General features: G+C 63.0%; 16 protein-coding genes and 1 riboswitch. Of the genes, 11 read left to right on the forward strand and 5 right to left on the reverse strand.

Going from position 1 to position 17298, the window contains the following annotated elements; genetic code table 11:
* The first annotated feature begins 208 nt into the window (after positions 1-208).
* The 5 genes from BC1002_RS05655 to BC1002_RS05675 all read left to right on the forward strand — a co-directional run bounded on the left by BC1002_RS05655 (position 209) and on the right by BC1002_RS05675 (position 5456).
* Positions 209-2446, forward strand: coding sequence for a PAS domain-containing sensor histidine kinase (locus BC1002_RS05655; protein WP_013089110.1), 2238 nt, complete (start codon positions 209-211; stop codon positions 2444-2446).
* Between the two features lie 133 nt (positions 2447-2579).
* Positions 2580-3278 (forward strand): response regulator transcription factor, encoded by a 699-nt coding sequence (locus BC1002_RS05660; RefSeq protein ID WP_013089111.1) that lies wholly within the window; start codon positions 2580-2582, stop codon positions 3276-3278.
* A gap of 86 nt (positions 3279-3364) precedes the next feature.
* Complete coding sequence (locus tag BC1002_RS05665) at positions 3365-3730, forward strand: response regulator transcription factor (protein WP_013089112.1); 366 nt, start codon at positions 3365-3367, stop codon at positions 3728-3730.
* Positions 3731-3901: 171 nt separating this feature from the next.
* On the forward strand, positions 3902-4927 hold the full coding sequence (locus tag BC1002_RS05670) for an alpha/beta fold hydrolase (protein WP_013089113.1): 1026 nt from the start codon (positions 3902-3904) through the stop codon (positions 4925-4927).
* Between the two features lie 16 nt (positions 4928-4943).
* A complete protein-coding gene (locus BC1002_RS05675) occupies positions 4944-5456 on the forward strand; it encodes a cytochrome P460 family protein (protein WP_013089114.1) in 513 nt (170 codons plus the stop codon).
* Positions 5457-5604: 148 nt separating this feature from the next.
* Here the strand turns inward: BC1002_RS05675 and BC1002_RS05680 are convergent, their stop codons facing one another.
* Positions 5605-5970: a BON domain-containing protein gene (locus tag BC1002_RS05680; protein WP_013089115.1), complete on the reverse strand. Its 366-nt coding sequence runs from the start codon at positions 5968-5970 to the stop codon at positions 5605-5607.
* Positions 5971-6343: 373 nt separating this feature from the next.
* On the opposite strand from BC1002_RS05680, the gene BC1002_RS05685 reads away from it, so the two are divergent.
* Genes BC1002_RS05685 through BC1002_RS05695 form a run of 3 tightly spaced genes read left to right on the forward strand, consistent with a single transcriptional unit; the run spans position 6344 to position 9748 of the window.
* Positions 6344-7747, forward strand: coding sequence for an amidase family protein (locus tag BC1002_RS05685; RefSeq protein ID WP_013089116.1), 1404 nt, complete (start codon positions 6344-6346; stop codon positions 7745-7747).
* A gap of 55 nt (positions 7748-7802) precedes the next feature.
* Entirely contained in the window at positions 7803-9227 is a 1425-nt protein-coding gene (locus tag BC1002_RS05690; RefSeq protein ID WP_013089117.1) for an aldehyde dehydrogenase family protein, read from the forward strand.
* 56 nt (positions 9228-9283) lie between these two features.
* On the forward strand, positions 9284-9748 hold the full coding sequence (locus BC1002_RS05695; RefSeq protein ID WP_013089118.1) for a RidA family protein: 465 nt from the start codon (positions 9284-9286) through the stop codon (positions 9746-9748).
* A gap of 22 nt (positions 9749-9770) precedes the next feature.
* On the opposite strand, the gene crcB is transcribed toward BC1002_RS05695, so the two are convergent.
* Together crcB and BC1002_RS05705 are read right to left on the reverse strand one after the other, a co-directional pair.
* On the reverse strand, positions 9771-10151 hold the full coding sequence (crcB, locus tag BC1002_RS05700; RefSeq protein ID WP_013089119.1) for a fluoride efflux transporter CrcB: 381 nt from the start codon (positions 10149-10151) through the stop codon (positions 9771-9773).
* 72 nt (positions 10152-10223) lie between these two features.
* A riboswitch (Fluoride riboswitch) is annotated at positions 10224-10285 on the reverse strand.
* Positions 10286-10374: 89 nt separating this feature from the next.
* Positions 10375-11562, reverse strand: coding sequence for an ammonium transporter (locus BC1002_RS05705; protein ID WP_013089120.1), 1188 nt, complete (start codon positions 11560-11562; stop codon positions 10375-10377).
* 410 nt (positions 11563-11972) lie between these two features.
* On the opposite strand from BC1002_RS05705, the gene BC1002_RS05710 reads away from it, so the two are divergent.
* Complete coding sequence (locus BC1002_RS05710; protein ID WP_013089121.1) at positions 11973-13712, forward strand: sensor histidine kinase; 1740 nt, start codon at positions 11973-11975, stop codon at positions 13710-13712.
* A gap of 41 nt (positions 13713-13753) precedes the next feature.
* Here BC1002_RS05710 and BC1002_RS05715 read toward each other — a convergent pair whose 3' ends face one another.
* Together BC1002_RS05715 and BC1002_RS05720 are read right to left on the reverse strand one after the other, a co-directional pair.
* Positions 13754-14077 (reverse strand): hypothetical protein, encoded by a 324-nt coding sequence (locus BC1002_RS05715; RefSeq protein WP_013089122.1) that lies wholly within the window; start codon positions 14075-14077, stop codon positions 13754-13756.
* Between the two features lie 140 nt (positions 14078-14217).
* Positions 14218-15807: a winged helix-turn-helix domain-containing tetratricopeptide repeat protein gene (locus BC1002_RS05720; RefSeq protein ID WP_013089123.1), complete on the reverse strand. Its 1590-nt coding sequence runs from the start codon at positions 15805-15807 to the stop codon at positions 14218-14220.
* A gap of 182 nt (positions 15808-15989) precedes the next feature.
* Here BC1002_RS05720 and BC1002_RS05725 point away from each other — a divergent pair, with 182 nt between their 5' ends.
* Together BC1002_RS05725 and BC1002_RS05730 are read left to right on the forward strand one after the other, a co-directional pair.
* Complete coding sequence (locus BC1002_RS05725) at positions 15990-16745, forward strand: SDR family oxidoreductase (protein ID WP_013089124.1); 756 nt, start codon at positions 15990-15992, stop codon at positions 16743-16745.
* A gap of 51 nt (positions 16746-16796) precedes the next feature.
* On the forward strand, positions 16797-17276 hold the full coding sequence (locus tag BC1002_RS05730; protein ID WP_013089125.1) for a carboxymuconolactone decarboxylase family protein: 480 nt from the start codon (positions 16797-16799) through the stop codon (positions 17274-17276).
* Positions 17277-17298: the final 22 nt, after the last annotated feature.

A 17298-nucleotide genomic window follows, 5' to 3' on the forward strand; every position in this document is an offset into this window, starting at 1 on the left:
CGCAACGTGGCAATCAGCCAACTTCGCGGTCTTCAATACCACCTCAATGCGGCTTTGATCAGCCCGCCTTTTGCGCACCCATTGCAATTGCGATGACATTCGTCGCATGGGATAATCGCGCAACCTTCTGGTCGCACCAAACTACGCACCTGAAAGCAGGTTTCGGCGAACGTTTGAGAATCTCGCGCCTGCTCGCAAAATCAAAACAATGATGGGACTGGCAATTGATTCCGGCATCGTCCTCGATGCGCTGTCTGTGATGGCCTGGACCGCGCTGCCCGACGGTCGGGTCGACTTCGTTAACCGAAAGTGGTCCGAATACACAGGACGCGTGCTCGGCACTTCGTCTGACTGGCAGTGGCGCGACGTGATCAGCGCCGACGACTTGCCGAGGCTGCTCGAGCGGCAAACCGCCATTCTGGCGTCCGCAGAGCCGGGTGAAATTCCGGTGCGTCTACGGCGCTTCGACGGCCAGTACCGTCGGTTCGTGCTTCAGATCAGTCCGCTGCGTGATGCCGAAGGGCGGATCGTCCGGTGGTGCGGAATCTGCAATGACGTCGAGGACTTGCGGCGAGCGGAGGAGGCACTGAAGCGCCGGGAGCTCGACCTGCAGTTGATCGTCGAGAGCATTCCCGTGCCCGTCACGGTGATGTCGCCAACAGGCGAAGTCGAAGCCCAGAATCGGCTCACGTCGGAATACTTCGGAAAGTCGTTCGAGGAACTCAAAGCGTGGCGGAGCGGCGGGTTCATTCATCCGGAAGATCTCGAGGCGGTAATCGTCGCACAGGAAGCATCGCTCGCGAGCGGCACCGCGCACAATGTAGAGACCCGTTACCGGCGTGCCGACGGAAGCTACCGCTGGTTCAACGTGCGCGGATTTCCGTTGCGCGGCCGGGACGGTGGCATTCTGCGCTGGTTCTTCCTGTCGATCGATATCGAGGACAGCAAGCGTGCGGAAATCACGCTCGCCGCGAGCGAGCGCCACCTCAACGAGACAATCAATGCACTGCCCGCGCTGATCTGGTCAGCGCGCCTGAACGGCACCGGCGAGTTTTACAACCAGCACTACCTCGATTATCTCGGCAGAACCCTGTCGCAGGTGCGAGATTACGGATGGATGGACTCGGTGCATCCGGACGACCGGGCTGGGCTGATGTCGGTATGGAGCTCCGTGATGGCCAGTCAGTTGCCCGGCGCGGCGGAGGCGCGAATGCTGCGCTACGACGGCCAATACCGATGGTTTCTGTTTCGCACCAGCCCATTGCGGGACCAGCACGGCAAGGTCGTCAAATGGTACGGCGTCAACATCGACATCGACGACCGCAAGCGTGCGGAGGAGGAGCTGCGGCGCAGCGAAGCATTTCTCGCCGAAGGTCAGGCGCTGGCGAGAATGGGCAACTTCTCGTGGCACGTCGATACCGGCGAGATCGCCTGGTCGGATCAGCTTTATCACATCTTCGAGTTCGAGCCGGGCACTACGGTGACGCTCGATCGTATCGTCGCGCGCTATCACCCGGAGGACGTCGGTCTCGCGTTTCAGTTGATCGAACAGGTGCAACGCGGCGATAGCGATGTCGAGAGCCAGTATCGCCTGTTGATGCCAGACCAGTCCGTCAAGCATGTGCATTTGCTTGGGCATCGCGCGACTGACCGTCCGGGACGCCGCGAATACATCGGCACGGCTCTCGATATCAGCCAGCGCCGTCGCTCGGAAGAGGCGCTCGACAAGGCGCGCTCGGAGCTTTTGAATGTCGCGAGGATAACGAGCCTTGGCGCGTTGACGGCGTCGATCGCCCACGAAGTCAACCAGCCGCTGTCGGGAATCGTGACCAACGCCAGCACCTGTCTTCGCATGCTGGCCGCAGTGCCCGCCAATATCGAAGGGGCGCAGGAGACCGCGCGGCGCACGATTCGCGACGGCAACCGCGCGGCCGATGTCATTGCGCGCTTGCGTGCGCTCTTCAGCAGGCGCAGCGTGACGCTCGAGGCAGTCGATCTCGGCCATACGGCGCGCGAGGTCGTTGCCCTGATGCAGAGCGATCTGGACCGGGACCGGGTCAGCGTGCGCGCGGAGTTCGCGGACGGGCTGCCGTTGGTCGGCTGTGATCGGGTACAAGTCCAACAGGTGATCATGAATCTGCTGCGCAATGCCGCGGATGCGATGAGCAGCGTCGACGATCGGCCGCGCCGCATGTCGATCAAGACGGAGGCCGAGTCCGACGGGATGGTTCGTTTGACCGTGCAGGACGCAGGGATCGGCTTCGATCCGCAACACACGGAACGGCTTTTCGATGCCTTTTATACGACCAAGAATGACGGCATGGGCATTGGTCTCGCGATCAGCCGGTCGATCATCGAAAGCCACAACGGGCGTCTTTGGGCGGCCTTGCCGAAGGAGGGGCCCGGCGCGAGCTTCGCATTCTGTCTGCCCATATATGGCGGGTAAAGGCGGATAACGGGCATATACATACCTCTGTATGATGGATGCGCAACAGCGAATCCGGCATTGTCCGGTGTTCGGACCAGGATTCATTCGGAGCCTTCACACGAATCGGCGACCGATATTAGCGAGGTATGCCATGAAGAGACCTGGCGAAACCCAGGACCACGTGTCCACGAGTACCCCGCAGGCGGTTCCTGTCGTGTTCGTCGTGGATGACGACATCTCCGTGCGCGAATCCCTTGAGCTGCTGATTCGCAGCGCGGGATGGCAGCCGCGGGTATTCGGATCAGCCCGGCAATTTCTCGCGCACCCGCGTGTTTGCGGACCAAGCTGCCTGCTGCTCGATGTCTCTCTCCCGGATCTGCACGGTCTGGATCTGCAGCGGCAAATCGTGGCCGACCGCGCCGACATGCCGATCATTTTCATCACCGGCTACCCCGATGTGCCCGTTACCGTGCGGGCCATGAAAGCCGGCGCGATCGAATTCTTCACCAAGCCGTTCAACGGTGAAGCTTTGCTCGAGGCCATTCGCGACGGCATTGAACATAGCCGTCACGCGATCGAAGCGGCGAGCGAACATGCCGCGCTGCGGGCTCGCTATGCCGCGCTGACTCGTCGCGAGCGTGAAGTGATGGCGTTGGTGGTTTCCGGGTTGCTCAACAAGCAGGTGGCGGCCGAGCTAGGTATCAGCGAGATCACGGTCAAAGGCCACCGTGGCCGCTTGATGGAGAAGATGGCGGCGAACTCACTGGCGGAGCTCGTGATCATGGCCGCCCAGGTGGGCGGCCAGTTCAGTTCGCGTGTCGGCGCTCCGAAGAGTTTTTCATTCGATTGATACCAAGGTATCGTGGATCAGCCGCTCCGCTTCGTGCATGCTTCGAGCGGAGTAGTGGACTCAACGAGACTTGATTGCGGGAAATCATGCTGGTAACGGTGGTTGATGATGACGAAGCGGTGCGGGAATCGCTTCCGGATCTGGTGAGAATGTTCGGATATGCGGTCAACGTGTTCGCGTCGGCGGAAGCTTTCCTTGCGTCCGGCGTCGTCGATCAGACCGATTGTCTGGTCCTCGACGTCAACATGACCGGGAAGGGCGGGCTCGGGCTCTTTTCCGAGTTGAAACGTCTCGGCCAGAAGATCCCCGTTGTCTTCATCACCGCCCACAAGGACGAAGCCGTTCGCGAGCGCCTGCTCATGAAGGGCGCGTCTGATTGTCTGTTCAAGCCCTTTAGCGATACCGCACTTCTCGCGGCACTCCAGTTTGCGCTAGGTGAAAACTGCAAGTAGCTCAGTACTTCGGCGCAATAGCGAGGCCGTTGCTCTGCGTGCGGATATACCTACGTATAGGGCGCTAAACCGATCGCCGTATAGTCCGATCCGTTGATCGGATGGTGCCATGTCACGTCTGTCCATAAGCTTGATCGAGTCGACTTTAAACTACTCGAGAGGAGATGGAGCGTGGCAAAACTGATTAACGAACGTCGCCGGCAAATTCTGAGAACCGGCCTTGCCGGCGTTGCGGTAGCGGGATCGGGAGTTGCCGGATTCGCTCGCGCGCAGTCGGTGTCCGCGAGCACGAACGCCGCCTCCTTCGGTGAGATTCGCCGCGTTCAAGCAAATGGTTTGAGCATCGGCTACGTCGATGTGGGCCCGAAAGAAGGTCCGGTCGTTGTCCTGCTGCACGGTTGGCCCTACGATATCCACAGCTTCGCCGAGGTCACGCCGATACTCGTGGCAGCCGGGCACCGGGTGCTCGTGCCGTATTTGCGCGGCTATGGTCCGACGCGATTCGTGTCGGCGGACACACCGCGCAATGGACAGCAAGCCGTTGTCGCCGTCGATATCGTCGCGTTCATGGACGCGTTGAACGTCAGGCAGGCGGTGATCGGCGGATTCGACTGGGGCGCGCGCACCGCCAATATCGTCGCGGCGCTGTGGCCCGAGCGCTGCAAAGCGCTCGTTTCCGTCAGCGGTTATCTGATCGGTAGCCAGGCGGCCAACGAGAAACCGCTGCCGCCGCAGGCCGAGCTCGCCTGGTGGTATCAGTTCTATTTCTCCACGGCGCGCGGTCAGGCAGGCTATGCGCAGAACAGTCACGATTTCAACAAGCTGATCTGGCGTCTTGCGTCGCCGCAGTGGCGCTTCGATGACGCAACCTACGAACGCACGGCGGCATCGTTCGACAACCCTGATCATGTGGCGGTGGTGATCGACAACTATCGCTGGCGTCTGGGGCTCGCGCACGGCGAGGCCAAGTATGACGACATCGAGAAGAGGCTTGCGCAGTCGCCGGCGATCGCGGTGCCGACCATCACGCTCGAAGGTGACGCCAACGGCGCGCCGCATCCGCAGCCGGCCGCGTACGCCGCGAAGTTCACCGGCAAGTACCAGCACCGCGACATCAGCGGCGGCATTGGCCACAATCTGCCTCAAGAGGCGCCCAAGGCGTTCGCGGACGCGCTGCTGCAAGTCCAGCGTCTTTAACGGAAGAGTGTGCGAAATGATGCTCGCTCACTTCAGGGCGCCGCTTGTCGCAATGGCGCTCGTGCTGGCGGCAGCGGCGAATCAGGGTGCCGTGGCCGCCGATGTGACGGGCACGCCGTCGCCCATCTATGGCGTGACGATTCCCAAAGGCTACCGGCAATGGCAGATGGTTGCCCCGGCGGAGGAAGCCGCGCCGCTCGACGAACTGCGCGTGGTGTTGGGCAATCCACTCGCGATCAAGGCAATCGAGAGTGCCACGCAGCCGTTTCCGGACGGGACCGTTCTGGTCAAGCTGGCATACAGAAAGAAGCAGTCGGACGACTTTGCGCCGGCGACCGTGCCGGGCGAACCGACGACGGTGCAGGTCATGGTGAAGGACTCACGCCGCTATGCATCGACGGGCGGTTGGGGCTTCGGACGGTTCATCAACGGTGTGCCCGCGGATGCCGCGCAGCATCAGACGTGCTTTGCGTGCCATGCCGCGCTTGTCAAGGATCGCGACTACGTTTTCACGCGATACGCGCGTTGACCTGGAGGCATGCGCGGCGGCTTGCCCATGATCTTCCGGCTTTCCGCGGGGTCGTTGGCCTACCGTCGGCGCCGCCGTTCCCGCTCGATGAGCCTATCGAAATGCGCCGGCACTGCCGGCGCGATCTCCCACGATGAAACCGGCAGGATCAGGGCGCAGCGTACAACGTCAGCTTGCTCGACACCGACTGAACGCCCGGCACTTTCGACGCGACATCCTGAGCGAGCTGGTCCTGCGATTCGTCGAGAATGGTGCCCGCCAGCGTGACCTTGCCCGTGCGCGTATTCGCGAATACGGCGATATCCGTGTCGTTCAGACGTTTGGAACTGAACAGAGCCTCGCGAACCTTCTTTGCCAGTGCGTGATTGGCGGCGCGATCGGCGCGCATCTCCGCGCGAAGCTGCTCTTTGGTCGGAGCGGCGTTGTCGGCGGGGGGCGTGGCAGCTTGTACGAGTGCGGCCGACGACAGCAGAACGGCGAGAGCACCCGTGAGTGCCTTGTGGCGTAACGTCATGGAATCACCTGTTGGCGAGGGATTGAGGAGGAGTCTTGAATGTGGGTCTTGCCCGCTCGAAAGCATAGTCTGCTGTCCGCCTCTTCTCTATCAGACATTCGGTGACGAACCCTATACGGATGTCGACACAGCGTTATACCTTTGGATATGGCTGCGAGCGTGCGCACATGCAATTGCGCGTCAACCATCACCGCGTTGTTATCGATGCACGGGAGAACCCATAATGTGCCGTTACAAATAACGAAGTACCAGACAACATGCGGATACAAAGTGCGCGCTAAATGATGCCTGTGTGCATGACAGTTCAATCCGGCACGGCGGCATAGACATCGTTCGGATTGGCGAAGACCAACGACGACTCCCGGGAGAATCCATGAAAGAACTTTGGCGCCTGAGTGCAAGCGAACTTGCGACGCGGATCGGGAACGGTGACGTATCGGCAAGAGAGGCCGCGCAATCCGCACTGGCGCGTCTCGAATCGGTGAATCCGGTGCTTAATGCGATCGTCGCGTACCGGCCAGAAGCGGTGATTCAGCAGGCCGAGGCGGTGGACCGCGCGCGCGCTCGTGGCGACAAGCTGGGGCCGCTCGCCGGCGTTCCAGTGACGGTGAAGATCAACATCGACCAGCGTGGCTTTGCGACGACGAACGGAGCGCGGAGCCACGAGAACCTCGTTGCGCAGGTGAATAGCCCGCTCGTCGACAACCTGGAAAAGGCGGGCGCGGTGTTGCTGGGCCGCAGTAACTCGCCGACCTTTGCGTTGCGCTGGTTCACGTCGAACCAGGTGCACGGCAAAACCTTCAATCCCCGAGACCGGTCGCGCACACCGGGTGGTTCGTCGGGCGGCGGCGCTGCCGCCGTCGCGGCGGGCATTGGGCAGCTCGCGATCGGCACCGATATCGGCGGTTCGGTCCGCTATCCCGCGTACGCGTGCGGTGTTCATGGAATTCGCCCGAGCCTGGGACGCGTGCCTGCGTATAACGCGACATGGCCGGAACGCCCGATCGGTCCTCAACTGATGTCGGCGGCGGGCCCGATGGGCCGAACGATCGCTGACCTGCAGCTGGGTCTGCTGGCGCTGTCGGCACCGGACGTGCGGGACCCCTGGTATGTGCCGGTGCCGCTAGTCGGCGCCGAGGCGCCGAAGCGCGCGGCGTTGTGCCTGCGTCCCGGCGGTTTGCGGATCGCTGCGGAAGTCGAAACGGCGCTGCGCGAAGCCGCGCGCAAACTCGTCGATGCCGGCTGGACGGTCGATGAAATCGACGACACGCCACCGATTCGCGAGGCAGCGCAAGTTCAGGAGCGGCTGTGGCTTGGCGATGGATTCGACGCCCTGGCAAATTCGGTGGAGAGCGATGGCGACCCGGGCGCAGCCGCGGTGGTCGCGGCGGCGCGGCTGAAGGTAGTCGACCTGCCGGTCGATGTCATCAAGGATTCGCTCGTCAAACGTACCACCTTGATGCGGCAGTGGCGAACGTTCTTCGATCGCTATCCGGTTCTGGTCCTGCCCGTATCGGCGGAGCTGCCGTTTCCCGACGATCTGGATCGCGAGGGCATCGCAGGGTTCGAGCGCGTGTGGGAGTCGCAACTCACGATGCGAGCGCTGCCCGCGATGGGCTTGCCGGGTCTCACGGTCACGACTGATCTGGTGAACGGAGTTCCAGTGGGCGTTCAGATCGTTGCCGCGCATTTCAGGGAAGACCTGTGTCTGCAGGCCGGGCTTGCGATCGAACAGCGCAGTGCGCCGGTGTCGGTGATCGATCCGGTAGCGGACTGATGATCCGTACGCGAAGCCGCGAAGCAGAATCGAACAACGAATGGAAGAAAGGACCATGCGTGAAATCAATGGAGGCTATATCAATGGCGGGTTCGCGCGCTTGCATGGCGCCGAGACCATCGAGTCTCTGAACCCCGCCACCGAGCAACCGATTGCGATGGTCCGGCTCGCCGATCGCGACGACGCCCGAAATGCGATCGCCGCGGCGTGTGCCGTCCAGCCATTCTTGCGGGATACGTCGAAAGCGGAGCGTATCGACATGCTGCATAGCCTGCAGGCAGCGATCCTCGCTCGTACCGACGACATCCGTGAAGCCACCATCGAGGAATACGGCGGTCCGTTGGCGCGGGCGCAGTGGGTCAGTCAATACGCGTCCGATTGCCTGTCGAGAACGGCCGACCTGTTGAAGGATTTTCCGTTCGAACGACAGATAGGCGATGCAAGCGTGCGTCTCGAACCGGTGGGCGTCTCCGCGCTGATCGTTCCATGGAACAGCATCGCGGGGACGATCTGCAGCAAGCTGGCGTCCGCGCTCGCGGCCGGCTGCGCAACCGTCATCAAGCCGAGCGAACTCGCTCCGTTGCAGACGCAGGTGGTGACGGAAGCCCTGCATGCAGCGAAGCTCCCTGCCGGCGCCGTGAACGTTGTGCTGGGACGTGGCAGTGACGTCGGCGACGAACTGAGCATCAATCCTGGCGTCAGGAAAATCTCGTTCACGGGTTCGACTTCGACGGGCAAGCATATCGCCCGCGCCGCTGTCGATACGATGAAGCGAGTGAGCCTGTCGTTGTCGGGAAAATCGGCGTCGATCGTGTTACCCGATGCCGATCTCGACGGTGCGATCCCTCTCGCACTGAACGCGGCCTTCATGAACAACGGCCAGGCTTGCGTGAACGGCACGCGTCTGCTGGTACCGCGGATCAGGTTGAACGAAGCGTTGTCTCTGGTCGAACGTACGGTTTCGGCGATGCGGGTTGGCGACCCGCGCGACCCGGCAACGGTAATTGGGCCGCTGTCGACACGCAGCCAGTACGAGCGCATCCAGCGCTACATTCAGGTCGGCCTGGCGCAAGGGGCGACGCTGGTAACCGGCGGGGAAGGCCGCCCAGATGGTTTGACTAAAGGCTTCTTCGTCAAGCCGACCGTTTTCGCTGACGTGCATCCGGAGATGGATATCGCGAAAGAGGAAATCTTCGGCCCGGTACTCTGCGTTCTCGCGTACGACTCCGAGGAAGAAGCCATCAGAATGGCCAACGACTCGATCTATGGACTGCAGGCCTACGTCTTCTCGGGGCGGCAAGAACATGGCGTCGCGATTGCTTCGGCGCTGGAGGCGGGCAGTGTGCTGGTCAATCGCATCGTCCCGGAAACGATGGCGCCTTTTGGCGGCGTAAAGCAATCCGGGGTTGGCCGCGAATTCGGCGTGTATGGCCTCGAGGCATTCCTCGAGCCAAAGTCGATCGTGTCTCCGAAGCACTGATCACGCGTACGCAACAGCGATATCAGCACAGAACCAGATCTATCGAGGAGGTCTTGATGAGTCGTATCGATATCTATGAAAAACTGAGCCAGCTTGGCATCGGTCTGCCGACTGCCGGCGCGCCTGCGGCCGCTTACGTGATGTGTCGTCAAGCGGGCAGCAGCGTCTATCTGTCCGGTCACATTGCGAAGCGGGATGGCGAGGTCTGGGTGGGCAAACTCGGCGAAACATTGGCGACGGAGGAGGGCAAACAGGCCGCCCGGCTGACCGCGATCGATGTACTGGCCTCGCTGCACACCTTTCTGGGCGATCTGAATCGGGTACAAGGGATTATCAAGCTCATGTGCCTCGTCAATTCGGCGCCCGATTACACCGAGCAGCATCTGGTGACCAACGGCGCTTCCGAACTGCTGGTTGAAATCTTTGGCGAAGACGGCAAGCACGCCCGTTCGGCCTTCGGCGTCGCGCAGATTCCGTTGGGTGCGTGCCTTGAACTGGAAATGACGGTACAAGTGGCCTAGGTTCGTCCGGCAGGCGCGCGCCTCAGCGCGCCAGCAGCGAAACCGTCGCGATGCCGAGAATCGTCATGATCAGCGACGTGCTCACGTGAATCGCCACTTCGCCAGCCGCCCAACCGAGCCGGCCGTCCTGCAGGCGCTGCACGACTTCCGCGGAGAACGTCGAGAACGTCGACAGCCCGCCCATCAGACCGGTGATGACGAATAGCCGCCATTCCGGCGAGAGCTGGGGCACACGCGCGAAGCCCGCGACCGCCACGCCGATGATGTAGCCGGCGATCACGTTGGCGGCGAGGGTGCCAAGCGGCAGGTCACTAAAGAGTGGGTTCAGCCGAAAGCCGAGGAACCAGCGAAACAGCGAGCCGAGTGCGCCGCCAATCGCGACAGCGAGAAAAGACCAATACATGGACGAGGATCGAACCGGGAATGTCGACAAACCGGTTGATGCGGGCGAGTTGATGCCGCGTCCGCATAACCGGGCGTAGCAGGCATCATCAGCCCCATGGGCGGTTAATGGAGAATGCCATCTCCAGCCGCGAAGTCTAACATCGGCGTGCGGATTTTGGGGACAGGCGTGTGGCCCACGCCTCGTCCGTGCCTCTCGCTTCTCCCGCGAGCGCCGCCCTGGTTTACTCCGGCGTCGCCGAAATCTTGTGAATCGACAGATCGGCGCCGTTGTACTCCTCTTCCTGGTCGAGCCGCAGACCGACCGTCATGCGGATCACGCCATACACGACCGTGCCGCCGAGCCCCGACACGACGATCCCGCCGAGCGTGCCGATGATCTGCGAGGCGAACGACACCCCGCCCAGCCCGCCGAGCGCGTGGGTGCCGAAGATGCCGGCCGCAATGCCGCCCCATGCGCCGCACAGGCCGTGCAGCGGCCACACGCCGAGCACGTCGTCGATGCGCCAGCGGTTCTGCACGCAGGTGAACATATAGACGAACAGCATGCCGGCGATGCCGCCCGTGACCAGCGCGCCGAGCGGATGCATGATGTCCGAGCCCGCGCACACCGCGACGAGCCCAGCGAGCGGGCCGTTGTACGTGAAGCCCGGGTCGTTGCGACCCGCAAACCACGCGCTCAGCGTGCCGCCGACCATCGCCATCAGCGAGTTGACCGCGACGAGGCCGCTGATCTTGTCGAGCGTCTGCGAGCTCATCACGTTGAAGCCGAACCAGCCGACCGTCAGCACCCATGCGCCGAGCGCGAGAAACGGAATATTCGACGGCGGATGCGCGGCGATGCCGCCATCGCGGTGATAGCGGCCGTGGCGCGCACCGAGCAGCAGCACGGCCGGCAGCGCGACCCAGCCGCCGAACGCGTGCACCACCACCGAACCAGCGAAGTCATGGAACGGCGCGCCGAACGCCTGCGTGAGCCAGTCCTGAATGCCGAAACGGTCGTTCCACGCGATGCCTTCGAAGAACGGATAGACGAAGCCGACCAGCACGAACGTCGCGAACAGCTGTGGATTGAACTTGGAGCGCTCGGCGATGCCGCCCGACACGATCGCGGGGATCGCGGCGGCGAACGTCAGCAGGAAGAAGAAGCGCACGAGCGCATAGCCGTTGTGCTGGGCGAGCGTTGCCGCGCTGTCGAAAAACTGCACGCCGTATGCGATCGTGTAGCCGATGAAGAAGTACGCGATCGTCGAGACCGCGAAGTCCACCAGAATCTTGACCAGTGCATTGACCTGGTTCTTCTTGCGCACGGTGCCGAGCTCCAGGAAGGCGAATCCCGCGTGCATCGCCAGCACCATGGCGGCGCCGATCAGAAGAAACTCGGTATCGGCGCCGTATTTCAGACTTTCCATCGATATGTCCCGCTTATGCCAAAAAAGTGCGCTATGTGAGCAAGAAGCGGGCCAAAGTAGTGCTGGCCGCGTCGGCTCGGTGCAATCGGGCACCGGGATGGCAGTCCGGATGGTTTCGAGCGGTGCGCTGTCCGAGCAGGGCATGCACCCGAACCGAGATGTTAGGCACAACAAAAGTGCATAACTCGACGCGTCTGCGCAGAATGACCCAGACGAGGGCGAAATATTCGATTTAAATTACATTTTCATTCGCAATCCTGACGCAAGAAGATGCTGGCGGCGCGCGTCAATGTCCAACGGAGAAGCGCCGCGATCCACAGGTCGTGCCCCTCTTTCTTTTCCCGCGCAAACGCCGACATAATGTGCCGACTCCGTACACGATCCGCCTGCCAACCCTCCCATGGGCACGCATGAGACTGACCACAAAAGGCCTGCTGCTGATCGCGATCCCGGCCGTCTTCGAACTCGCGCTGCTCACCGGCGTCGTGAAGGCGCAGGCCGACGCGACGATGGCCGAGCGCCGGGCGATACATAGCGAGGAGGTGCTGCGCCAGGCCACGGCGATTCTCGATCCGGTGCTGTCCGAGTCGGTCGCGCTGCGCGGCGCGGTGCTTGCCAACGATGCGCGCTTCACGACCCCGATCGCGGTATGGATGGACGTCGATCGGCGCATCGACGAGCTCGTCGATCTGGTCGGCGACAATCCCGCGCAAGTCGAGCGCGTGGTCGAGGTGCGCCAGGCAGTGCAGGCGTACCGCCAGTGGTCCGACCGCATTGAGGATCTGCTGCACGCCGGGCGGCGGGCCGAGCTTCTCGCGTGCTTTCACGATCGCGCCCAGGCCGACGTGCTCGATCATTTCCGTTTGCAGGTGACCGCGTTCCAGGCCGAGGAGCGACGCCTCGACATGTCGCGCTCGAATGCCGTCGCCGCCGTGCGCGAGCGGGAACAGACGCTGACCGTGGCGGCCGCGTTGGGCTCGCTGCTGTTCGTCGCGCTGGCCATCTGGATATTCACGCGCGGCGTGCGCGGCCGGCTCGCGCTGCTGTCCGACAACGCGGGCCGGCTTGCCGGCAACGAGCCGCTCGCGCCGCTCGGCGCGGGTCGCGATGAAATCGCGCGGCTCGATCTGACCTTGCACGAGACGAGCCGCCGTCTGCTCGAAGCAGAGCGCATCGAGGCACGCTTTCGTGCGGACCTCGAACGCCGCGCCGCCGAACTCGCGCGCATCAACGAGACGCTGCGCCAGCAGACCCAGGAAAACGAAATGTTCATCTACAGCGTGTCGCATGATCTGCGCGCGCCGCTCGTGAACCTGCAGGGAGTTTCGAAGGAGCTGATTCGCGCCTGCGACGAGCTGCGCGACGCGGTGCGCGGCTCGTCGCTCGCGATCAGCTCGCGCGAGCGGATCGAGCGGATCGTCGACGAGGACATCGGCGAGGCGCTGCATTATCTGCAGACCGCGGTGCTGCGCGCGTCGCACATCATCGACGCGCTGCTGCGGCTGTCGCGTGTCGGACGTGTTGAGTACCGCCGCCAGAAGGTCGATGTGCGCGACATCGTGCAACGCGTCGTCGATGCGATGCAGGGCTCGATCCGCGCGCGGCGCGCGCGCGTGACGGTCGGCGAATTGCCCGCGGTATGGGGCGATCCGACCGCGCTCGAACAGATCTTCGCGAATCTGATCGGCAATGCGGTCAACTATCTGGACCCGGCGCGCGAGGGCCGCGTCGAAATCGGCACGACGCCCGCACCGCCGGGCGTGCATTCGCTGCGAATCTTCTATGTGCGCGACAACGGCCTCGGCATTCCGTCGATCGCGCTGCCACGCCTGTTCACCGCGTTCCAACGCCTGCACGGCCACGCGGCGGCCGGCGAGGGCATCGGCCTCGCGCTCGTGCGACGGATGGTCGAGCGGCATGGCGGGCGAGTGTGGGCGGAATCGAGGGAGGGGGTTGGCACGACGTTCTATCTGTCGCTGCCGGTGGCGCGTGCCGCGGGCGCGAAACCGGTCGCGGCAGGAGCGGCAGTGCTCGCCGCGGCTGGGCCCGCTCTGGCGGCGCGCGGTGCGCGCGAGAGCGTGCAGGGCGCTGCCGGCAGCGGGTTGCCCGCACCTGCGCTCGACGCGGTGCGAGGGACCACTACGCGGTAGGAGCATTCGATCGTACGGCGCGGATGACGCCCGCCCGTTCCTTAGCGGGCGAAAATCCGCCGTGGCTTCAGCAGTCTTCGGCCGCGCACCGACCAGTAGCAGCTGCATGCCAGCAGCACGGCGATGCCGGCGGACGATTCGGCCGGCGTCGGCCGAACGCCGGCAATACCCTCGACGGCAAACAGGCCGTTCGTGACACCCAGAAGAGCCGCCCACAGCGCGCACGCGGCCTGCATCAGCAAACGGGTTCCCTTCATATGCCGAGCGCGGGTGTCGTGCGACCAGGTGGGTGGCCGGCGCGCGCAGAAGAAGACGATCATCATCAGCATGATGACGAGGGTGACGATCCAGTCGATCAGTTTCATCGAAACAGCACTCCCTAAAAGCAGCCGCGACTATAGGGAGGTGTTTCGTCTACAACTGTCGGAAGATTCTGAAATGTGTGGCGCTGTTGAACGATGTTGAGGCGAGCTCCACTGCATGTCGGGGCTCGTCGCGGGATGCATCAATCCTCGCCGGGTTCCGGATCGAATCCCGCCCTGGCCAGGCCTTCCGTGAAGACGGCAAGGTTTTCATCGCGCTGGATCGGCATCCAGTCGGTCAAGTTCACGACGCGAAAGTCGGGAATCAGTTCGCGTAAGCGAATCGCAGCTTGTCGAGCTTCTGCGGGTTTCCCGAGCCAGGCCTGGCTCGCGGCGAGCGTTGCGTAGGCCAGGCCGAAACTCGGCAAATCCCGGATGGCTTTCTCGGCCCATGCAGCGGCCTCGACGAAGTTGCCCATGAACAAATGCGCAGCCGATAACCCGAACTGCATCCGGTAGCGTTCCGGGTCCAACGGACTCAACTGCATCGCATGGGCAAATTGCTGGATCGCCTGTTCAGTTTCGCCGTGCCATAAGCGGAGAAATGCGCCGAGAAACCAGGCGGCAGCAAGATTGGGATTCAACTCGAGCGCCCGATCCAGCAAGGCAATACCTTCAGGCAGATCGCCGGCCAGATGCGATAGGGCGTGACCGCTGCGCGCGAGAGCGACGGCGTCGTATTTGCCTAACTCCACGGCACGACGCGCCCACTGGGCGCCTTCAGCCATTTCCGTCGGGCGATCCTGCATCCAGCCATTGACCTTGCGCCAGCAATGACACCAGGCCGCCATTGCATACGCCGATGCAAGATCAGGGTCGCACGCAAACGCGCGCTGAAACAAGGGCAACGCTTGGTCGATCGCTTCGCGGCTGCCTTGATGAAGCTGCGCCATGCCGCGCAGGTAGTAGTCGTAGGCATGCAGACTTTCGGTCGGTTTGAACCGCGCGCGCGCGATCTCCGCCTGTTCGACCTGCGGCGCGATCGCGCCGACCACACTGTCGGCGATCTGGTCCTGGAACTCGAAAATATTGTCGAGCACGCCCTCGAAGCGGCCAGCCCAATGGGTCGCGCCGGTGCCCGCATCGACGAGCTGGCCGGTGATGCGAACGCGGCCCTGTGCCTGCCGCCAACTGCCTTCGAGCACGTAGCGCACGCCAAGCTCTCGCCCGATCTGCTTCACATCCACGTTGCGATGCTTGTAAGTGAAGCTCGAATTGCGCGCGACGACGAACAGCCAGCGGTATCGCGACAGCGCGGTGATGACGTCCTCGATCACACCGTCGGCCAGATAGTCCTGCTCGGGGTCACCGCTGAGATTGACAAAAGGCAAGACGGCGATCGAAGGCTTGCTGGCCTGCGCCGCATCCGGCGATGACGTTGCGGTTGCCGTCGCTGGTTTCTCACCGGACTGCAGAGATGCCGGATGTTCGATGACGTCGGCGACAAACCGGAATCCCTTGCGCGCCACGGTTTTGATCACCCGCTGCTGTTGACCGTCATCGCCGACCGCGCTGCGCGCGGCGTTGACGTGGCTGGCCATGGTGGATTCCGAAATCACGCGTCCGTCCCACACCGCATTGATCAACTCATCACGGCCCACGACCCGGTTGCGATGGCTCGCCAGATAAACCAGCAGATCGAACACTTTCGGCGTCGTGGCAACCGCTTGGGACGCGCGGCGCAAGTCGCGACGCTCCAGGTCCAGCGTGCAGTCAGCGAAAACCCATTGCATTCGGGACTCCAGGGCGAGAAAGCCGCCAGGTATGCGCTACCCGGCGCGCTGATGAAGCAGGTCAAGGAATCTTGGACGGAAATACAAGGCGTAGACAAAGCGGCGCCGGCGGCTGGGAATGATACTGCACCCATCGGATCAAGCAGCAAGCCCTTCGTCAACCGAACCAGAGGGAGTGGTACATGAAAGTGGTCGTCATTGGTGGTAGCGGACTGATCGGCTCGAACGTGGTGCGGCGGCTTCGCCGCGATGGTCACGACGTGGTGGCCGCCTCCCCGTCGACCGGGGTGGACCTGATGACAGGCGAGGGGGTGGCGAAAGCGCTTGAAGGCGCGCAAGTCGTCGTCGATGTCGCCAACGCGCCGTCCTTCGACGACGAGGCCGTGATGACCTTCTTCCAGACGACGGGCCGCAACCTGCTGGCCGCCGAACACGCGGCGGGCGTCGAGCACCATCTTGCTCTGTCCGTCGTGGGCACCGAACGCCTGCAGCAAAGCGGCTATTTTCGCGCCAAGGCCGCGCAGGAGACGCTGATCAAGGCGTCGCCGGTTCCGTACACGCTGTTGCGTGCCACCCAGTTCTTCGAATTCGTCAGCGGCATCATCGAGGCCAGCGCCCAGCGAGGCGAGGTGCGCCTTTCGCCCGCGCTGATCCAACCGGTCGCCGCCGACGATGTCGCCGCAGTCCTGGCCGATCTGGCGGCGGGGATGCCACTGAACGACACGACCGAAGTCGCCGGTCCGGACCGCTTCCCGCTCGACGAACTCGCCCGCAAGTTCCTCGCCGCGCACAAGGACCCACGCACGGTGATCGCCGATATCCACGCCCGCTATTTCGGCAGCGAGCTGGACGACCGCACCCTGGTCGCCGGCAGCGGTCATCGCGTCGGCCCGACGCGCTTCCACACCTGGCTCAGCCGCTCCGTCGTGAAAGGCTGAACTGCATTCCCGCAACGTTTTTCCTCTCTTTAACCTCACAAAGGACATGCCATGACCCAGCGCATCGACTACCAGCAACAATCCCCGGAACTATTCAAGAAGTTCGTCGAGTTCAGTCTCGTGCTCAAGAAGTCGGCAATCGAGGAGACCATCCGCCATCTCGTCGACATCCGCGCCTCGCAGCTCAACGGCTGCTCGTTCTGCGTCGACATGCACGTGAAGGAAGCCACGATCCATGACGAGCGTCCGTTGCGCCTTCATCACGTGGCCGTGTGGCGCGAGTCCAACCTGTTCACGCCGCGCGAGCGTGCCGCGCTCGCATGGACCGAGGCGCTAACCCAGATTTCGCCGCTGGGTGTGAGCGATGAAATCTATGATCGCGTGCGGACCCAGTTCTCGGAGAAGGAGCTGTCCGACCTGACCTTCCAGGTGATGTCGATCAACGCGTGGAACCGGATCAACATCGGCTTGCGCATCCCGCCTGGTATCTACGACAAGGCTTTTGGCGTGGACAAGTCGGGCCTGGCCTGATCGATAAGCAAAGGAGCACCGT

The organism is Paraburkholderia atlantica (assembly GCF_000092885.1).
GTDB classification, from domain to species: domain Bacteria; phylum Pseudomonadota; class Gammaproteobacteria; order Burkholderiales; family Burkholderiaceae; genus Paraburkholderia; species Paraburkholderia atlantica.

What these genes read in the sequence shown, in the direction of transcription:
- BC1002_RS05655 (WP_013089110.1), top strand. Translation starts at nt 209, where the DNA reads ATGATGGGACTGGCAATTGATTCCGGCATCGTCCTCGATGCGCTGTCT.
- BC1002_RS05660 (WP_013089111.1), top strand. Translation starts at nt 2,580, where the DNA reads ATGAAGAGACCTGGCGAAACCCAGGACCACGTGTCCACGAGTACCCCG.
- BC1002_RS05665 (WP_013089112.1), top strand. Translation starts at nt 3,365, where the DNA reads ATGCTGGTAACGGTGGTTGATGATGACGAAGCGGTGCGGGAATCGCTT.
- BC1002_RS05675 (WP_013089114.1), top strand. Translation starts at nt 4,944, where the DNA reads ATGATGCTCGCTCACTTCAGGGCGCCGCTTGTCGCAATGGCGCTCGTG.
- BC1002_RS05680 (WP_013089115.1), bottom strand. Translation starts at nt 5,970, where the DNA reads ATGACGTTACGCCACAAGGCACTCACGGGTGCTCTCGCCGTTCTGCTG.
- BC1002_RS05685 (WP_013089116.1), top strand. Translation starts at nt 6,344, where the DNA reads ATGAAAGAACTTTGGCGCCTGAGTGCAAGCGAACTTGCGACGCGGATC.
- BC1002_RS05690 (WP_013089117.1), top strand. Translation starts at nt 7,803, where the DNA reads ATGCGTGAAATCAATGGAGGCTATATCAATGGCGGGTTCGCGCGCTTG.
- BC1002_RS05695 (WP_013089118.1), top strand. Translation starts at nt 9,284, where the DNA reads ATGAGTCGTATCGATATCTATGAAAAACTGAGCCAGCTTGGCATCGGT.
- crcB (WP_013089119.1), bottom strand. Translation starts at nt 10,151, where the DNA reads ATGTATTGGTCTTTTCTCGCTGTCGCGATTGGCGGCGCACTCGGCTCG.
- BC1002_RS05705 (WP_013089120.1), bottom strand. Translation starts at nt 11,562, where the DNA reads ATGGAAAGTCTGAAATACGGCGCCGATACCGAGTTTCTTCTGATCGGC.
- BC1002_RS05710 (WP_013089121.1), top strand. Translation starts at nt 11,973, where the DNA reads ATGAGACTGACCACAAAAGGCCTGCTGCTGATCGCGATCCCGGCCGTC.
- BC1002_RS05715 (WP_013089122.1), bottom strand. Translation starts at nt 14,077, where the DNA reads ATGAAACTGATCGACTGGATCGTCACCCTCGTCATCATGCTGATGATG.
- BC1002_RS05720 (WP_013089123.1), bottom strand. Translation starts at nt 15,807, where the DNA reads ATGCAATGGGTTTTCGCTGACTGCACGCTGGACCTGGAGCGTCGCGAC.
- BC1002_RS05725 (WP_013089124.1), top strand. Translation starts at nt 15,990, where the DNA reads ATGAAAGTGGTCGTCATTGGTGGTAGCGGACTGATCGGCTCGAACGTG.
- BC1002_RS05730 (WP_013089125.1), top strand. Translation starts at nt 16,797, where the DNA reads ATGACCCAGCGCATCGACTACCAGCAACAATCCCCGGAACTATTCAAG.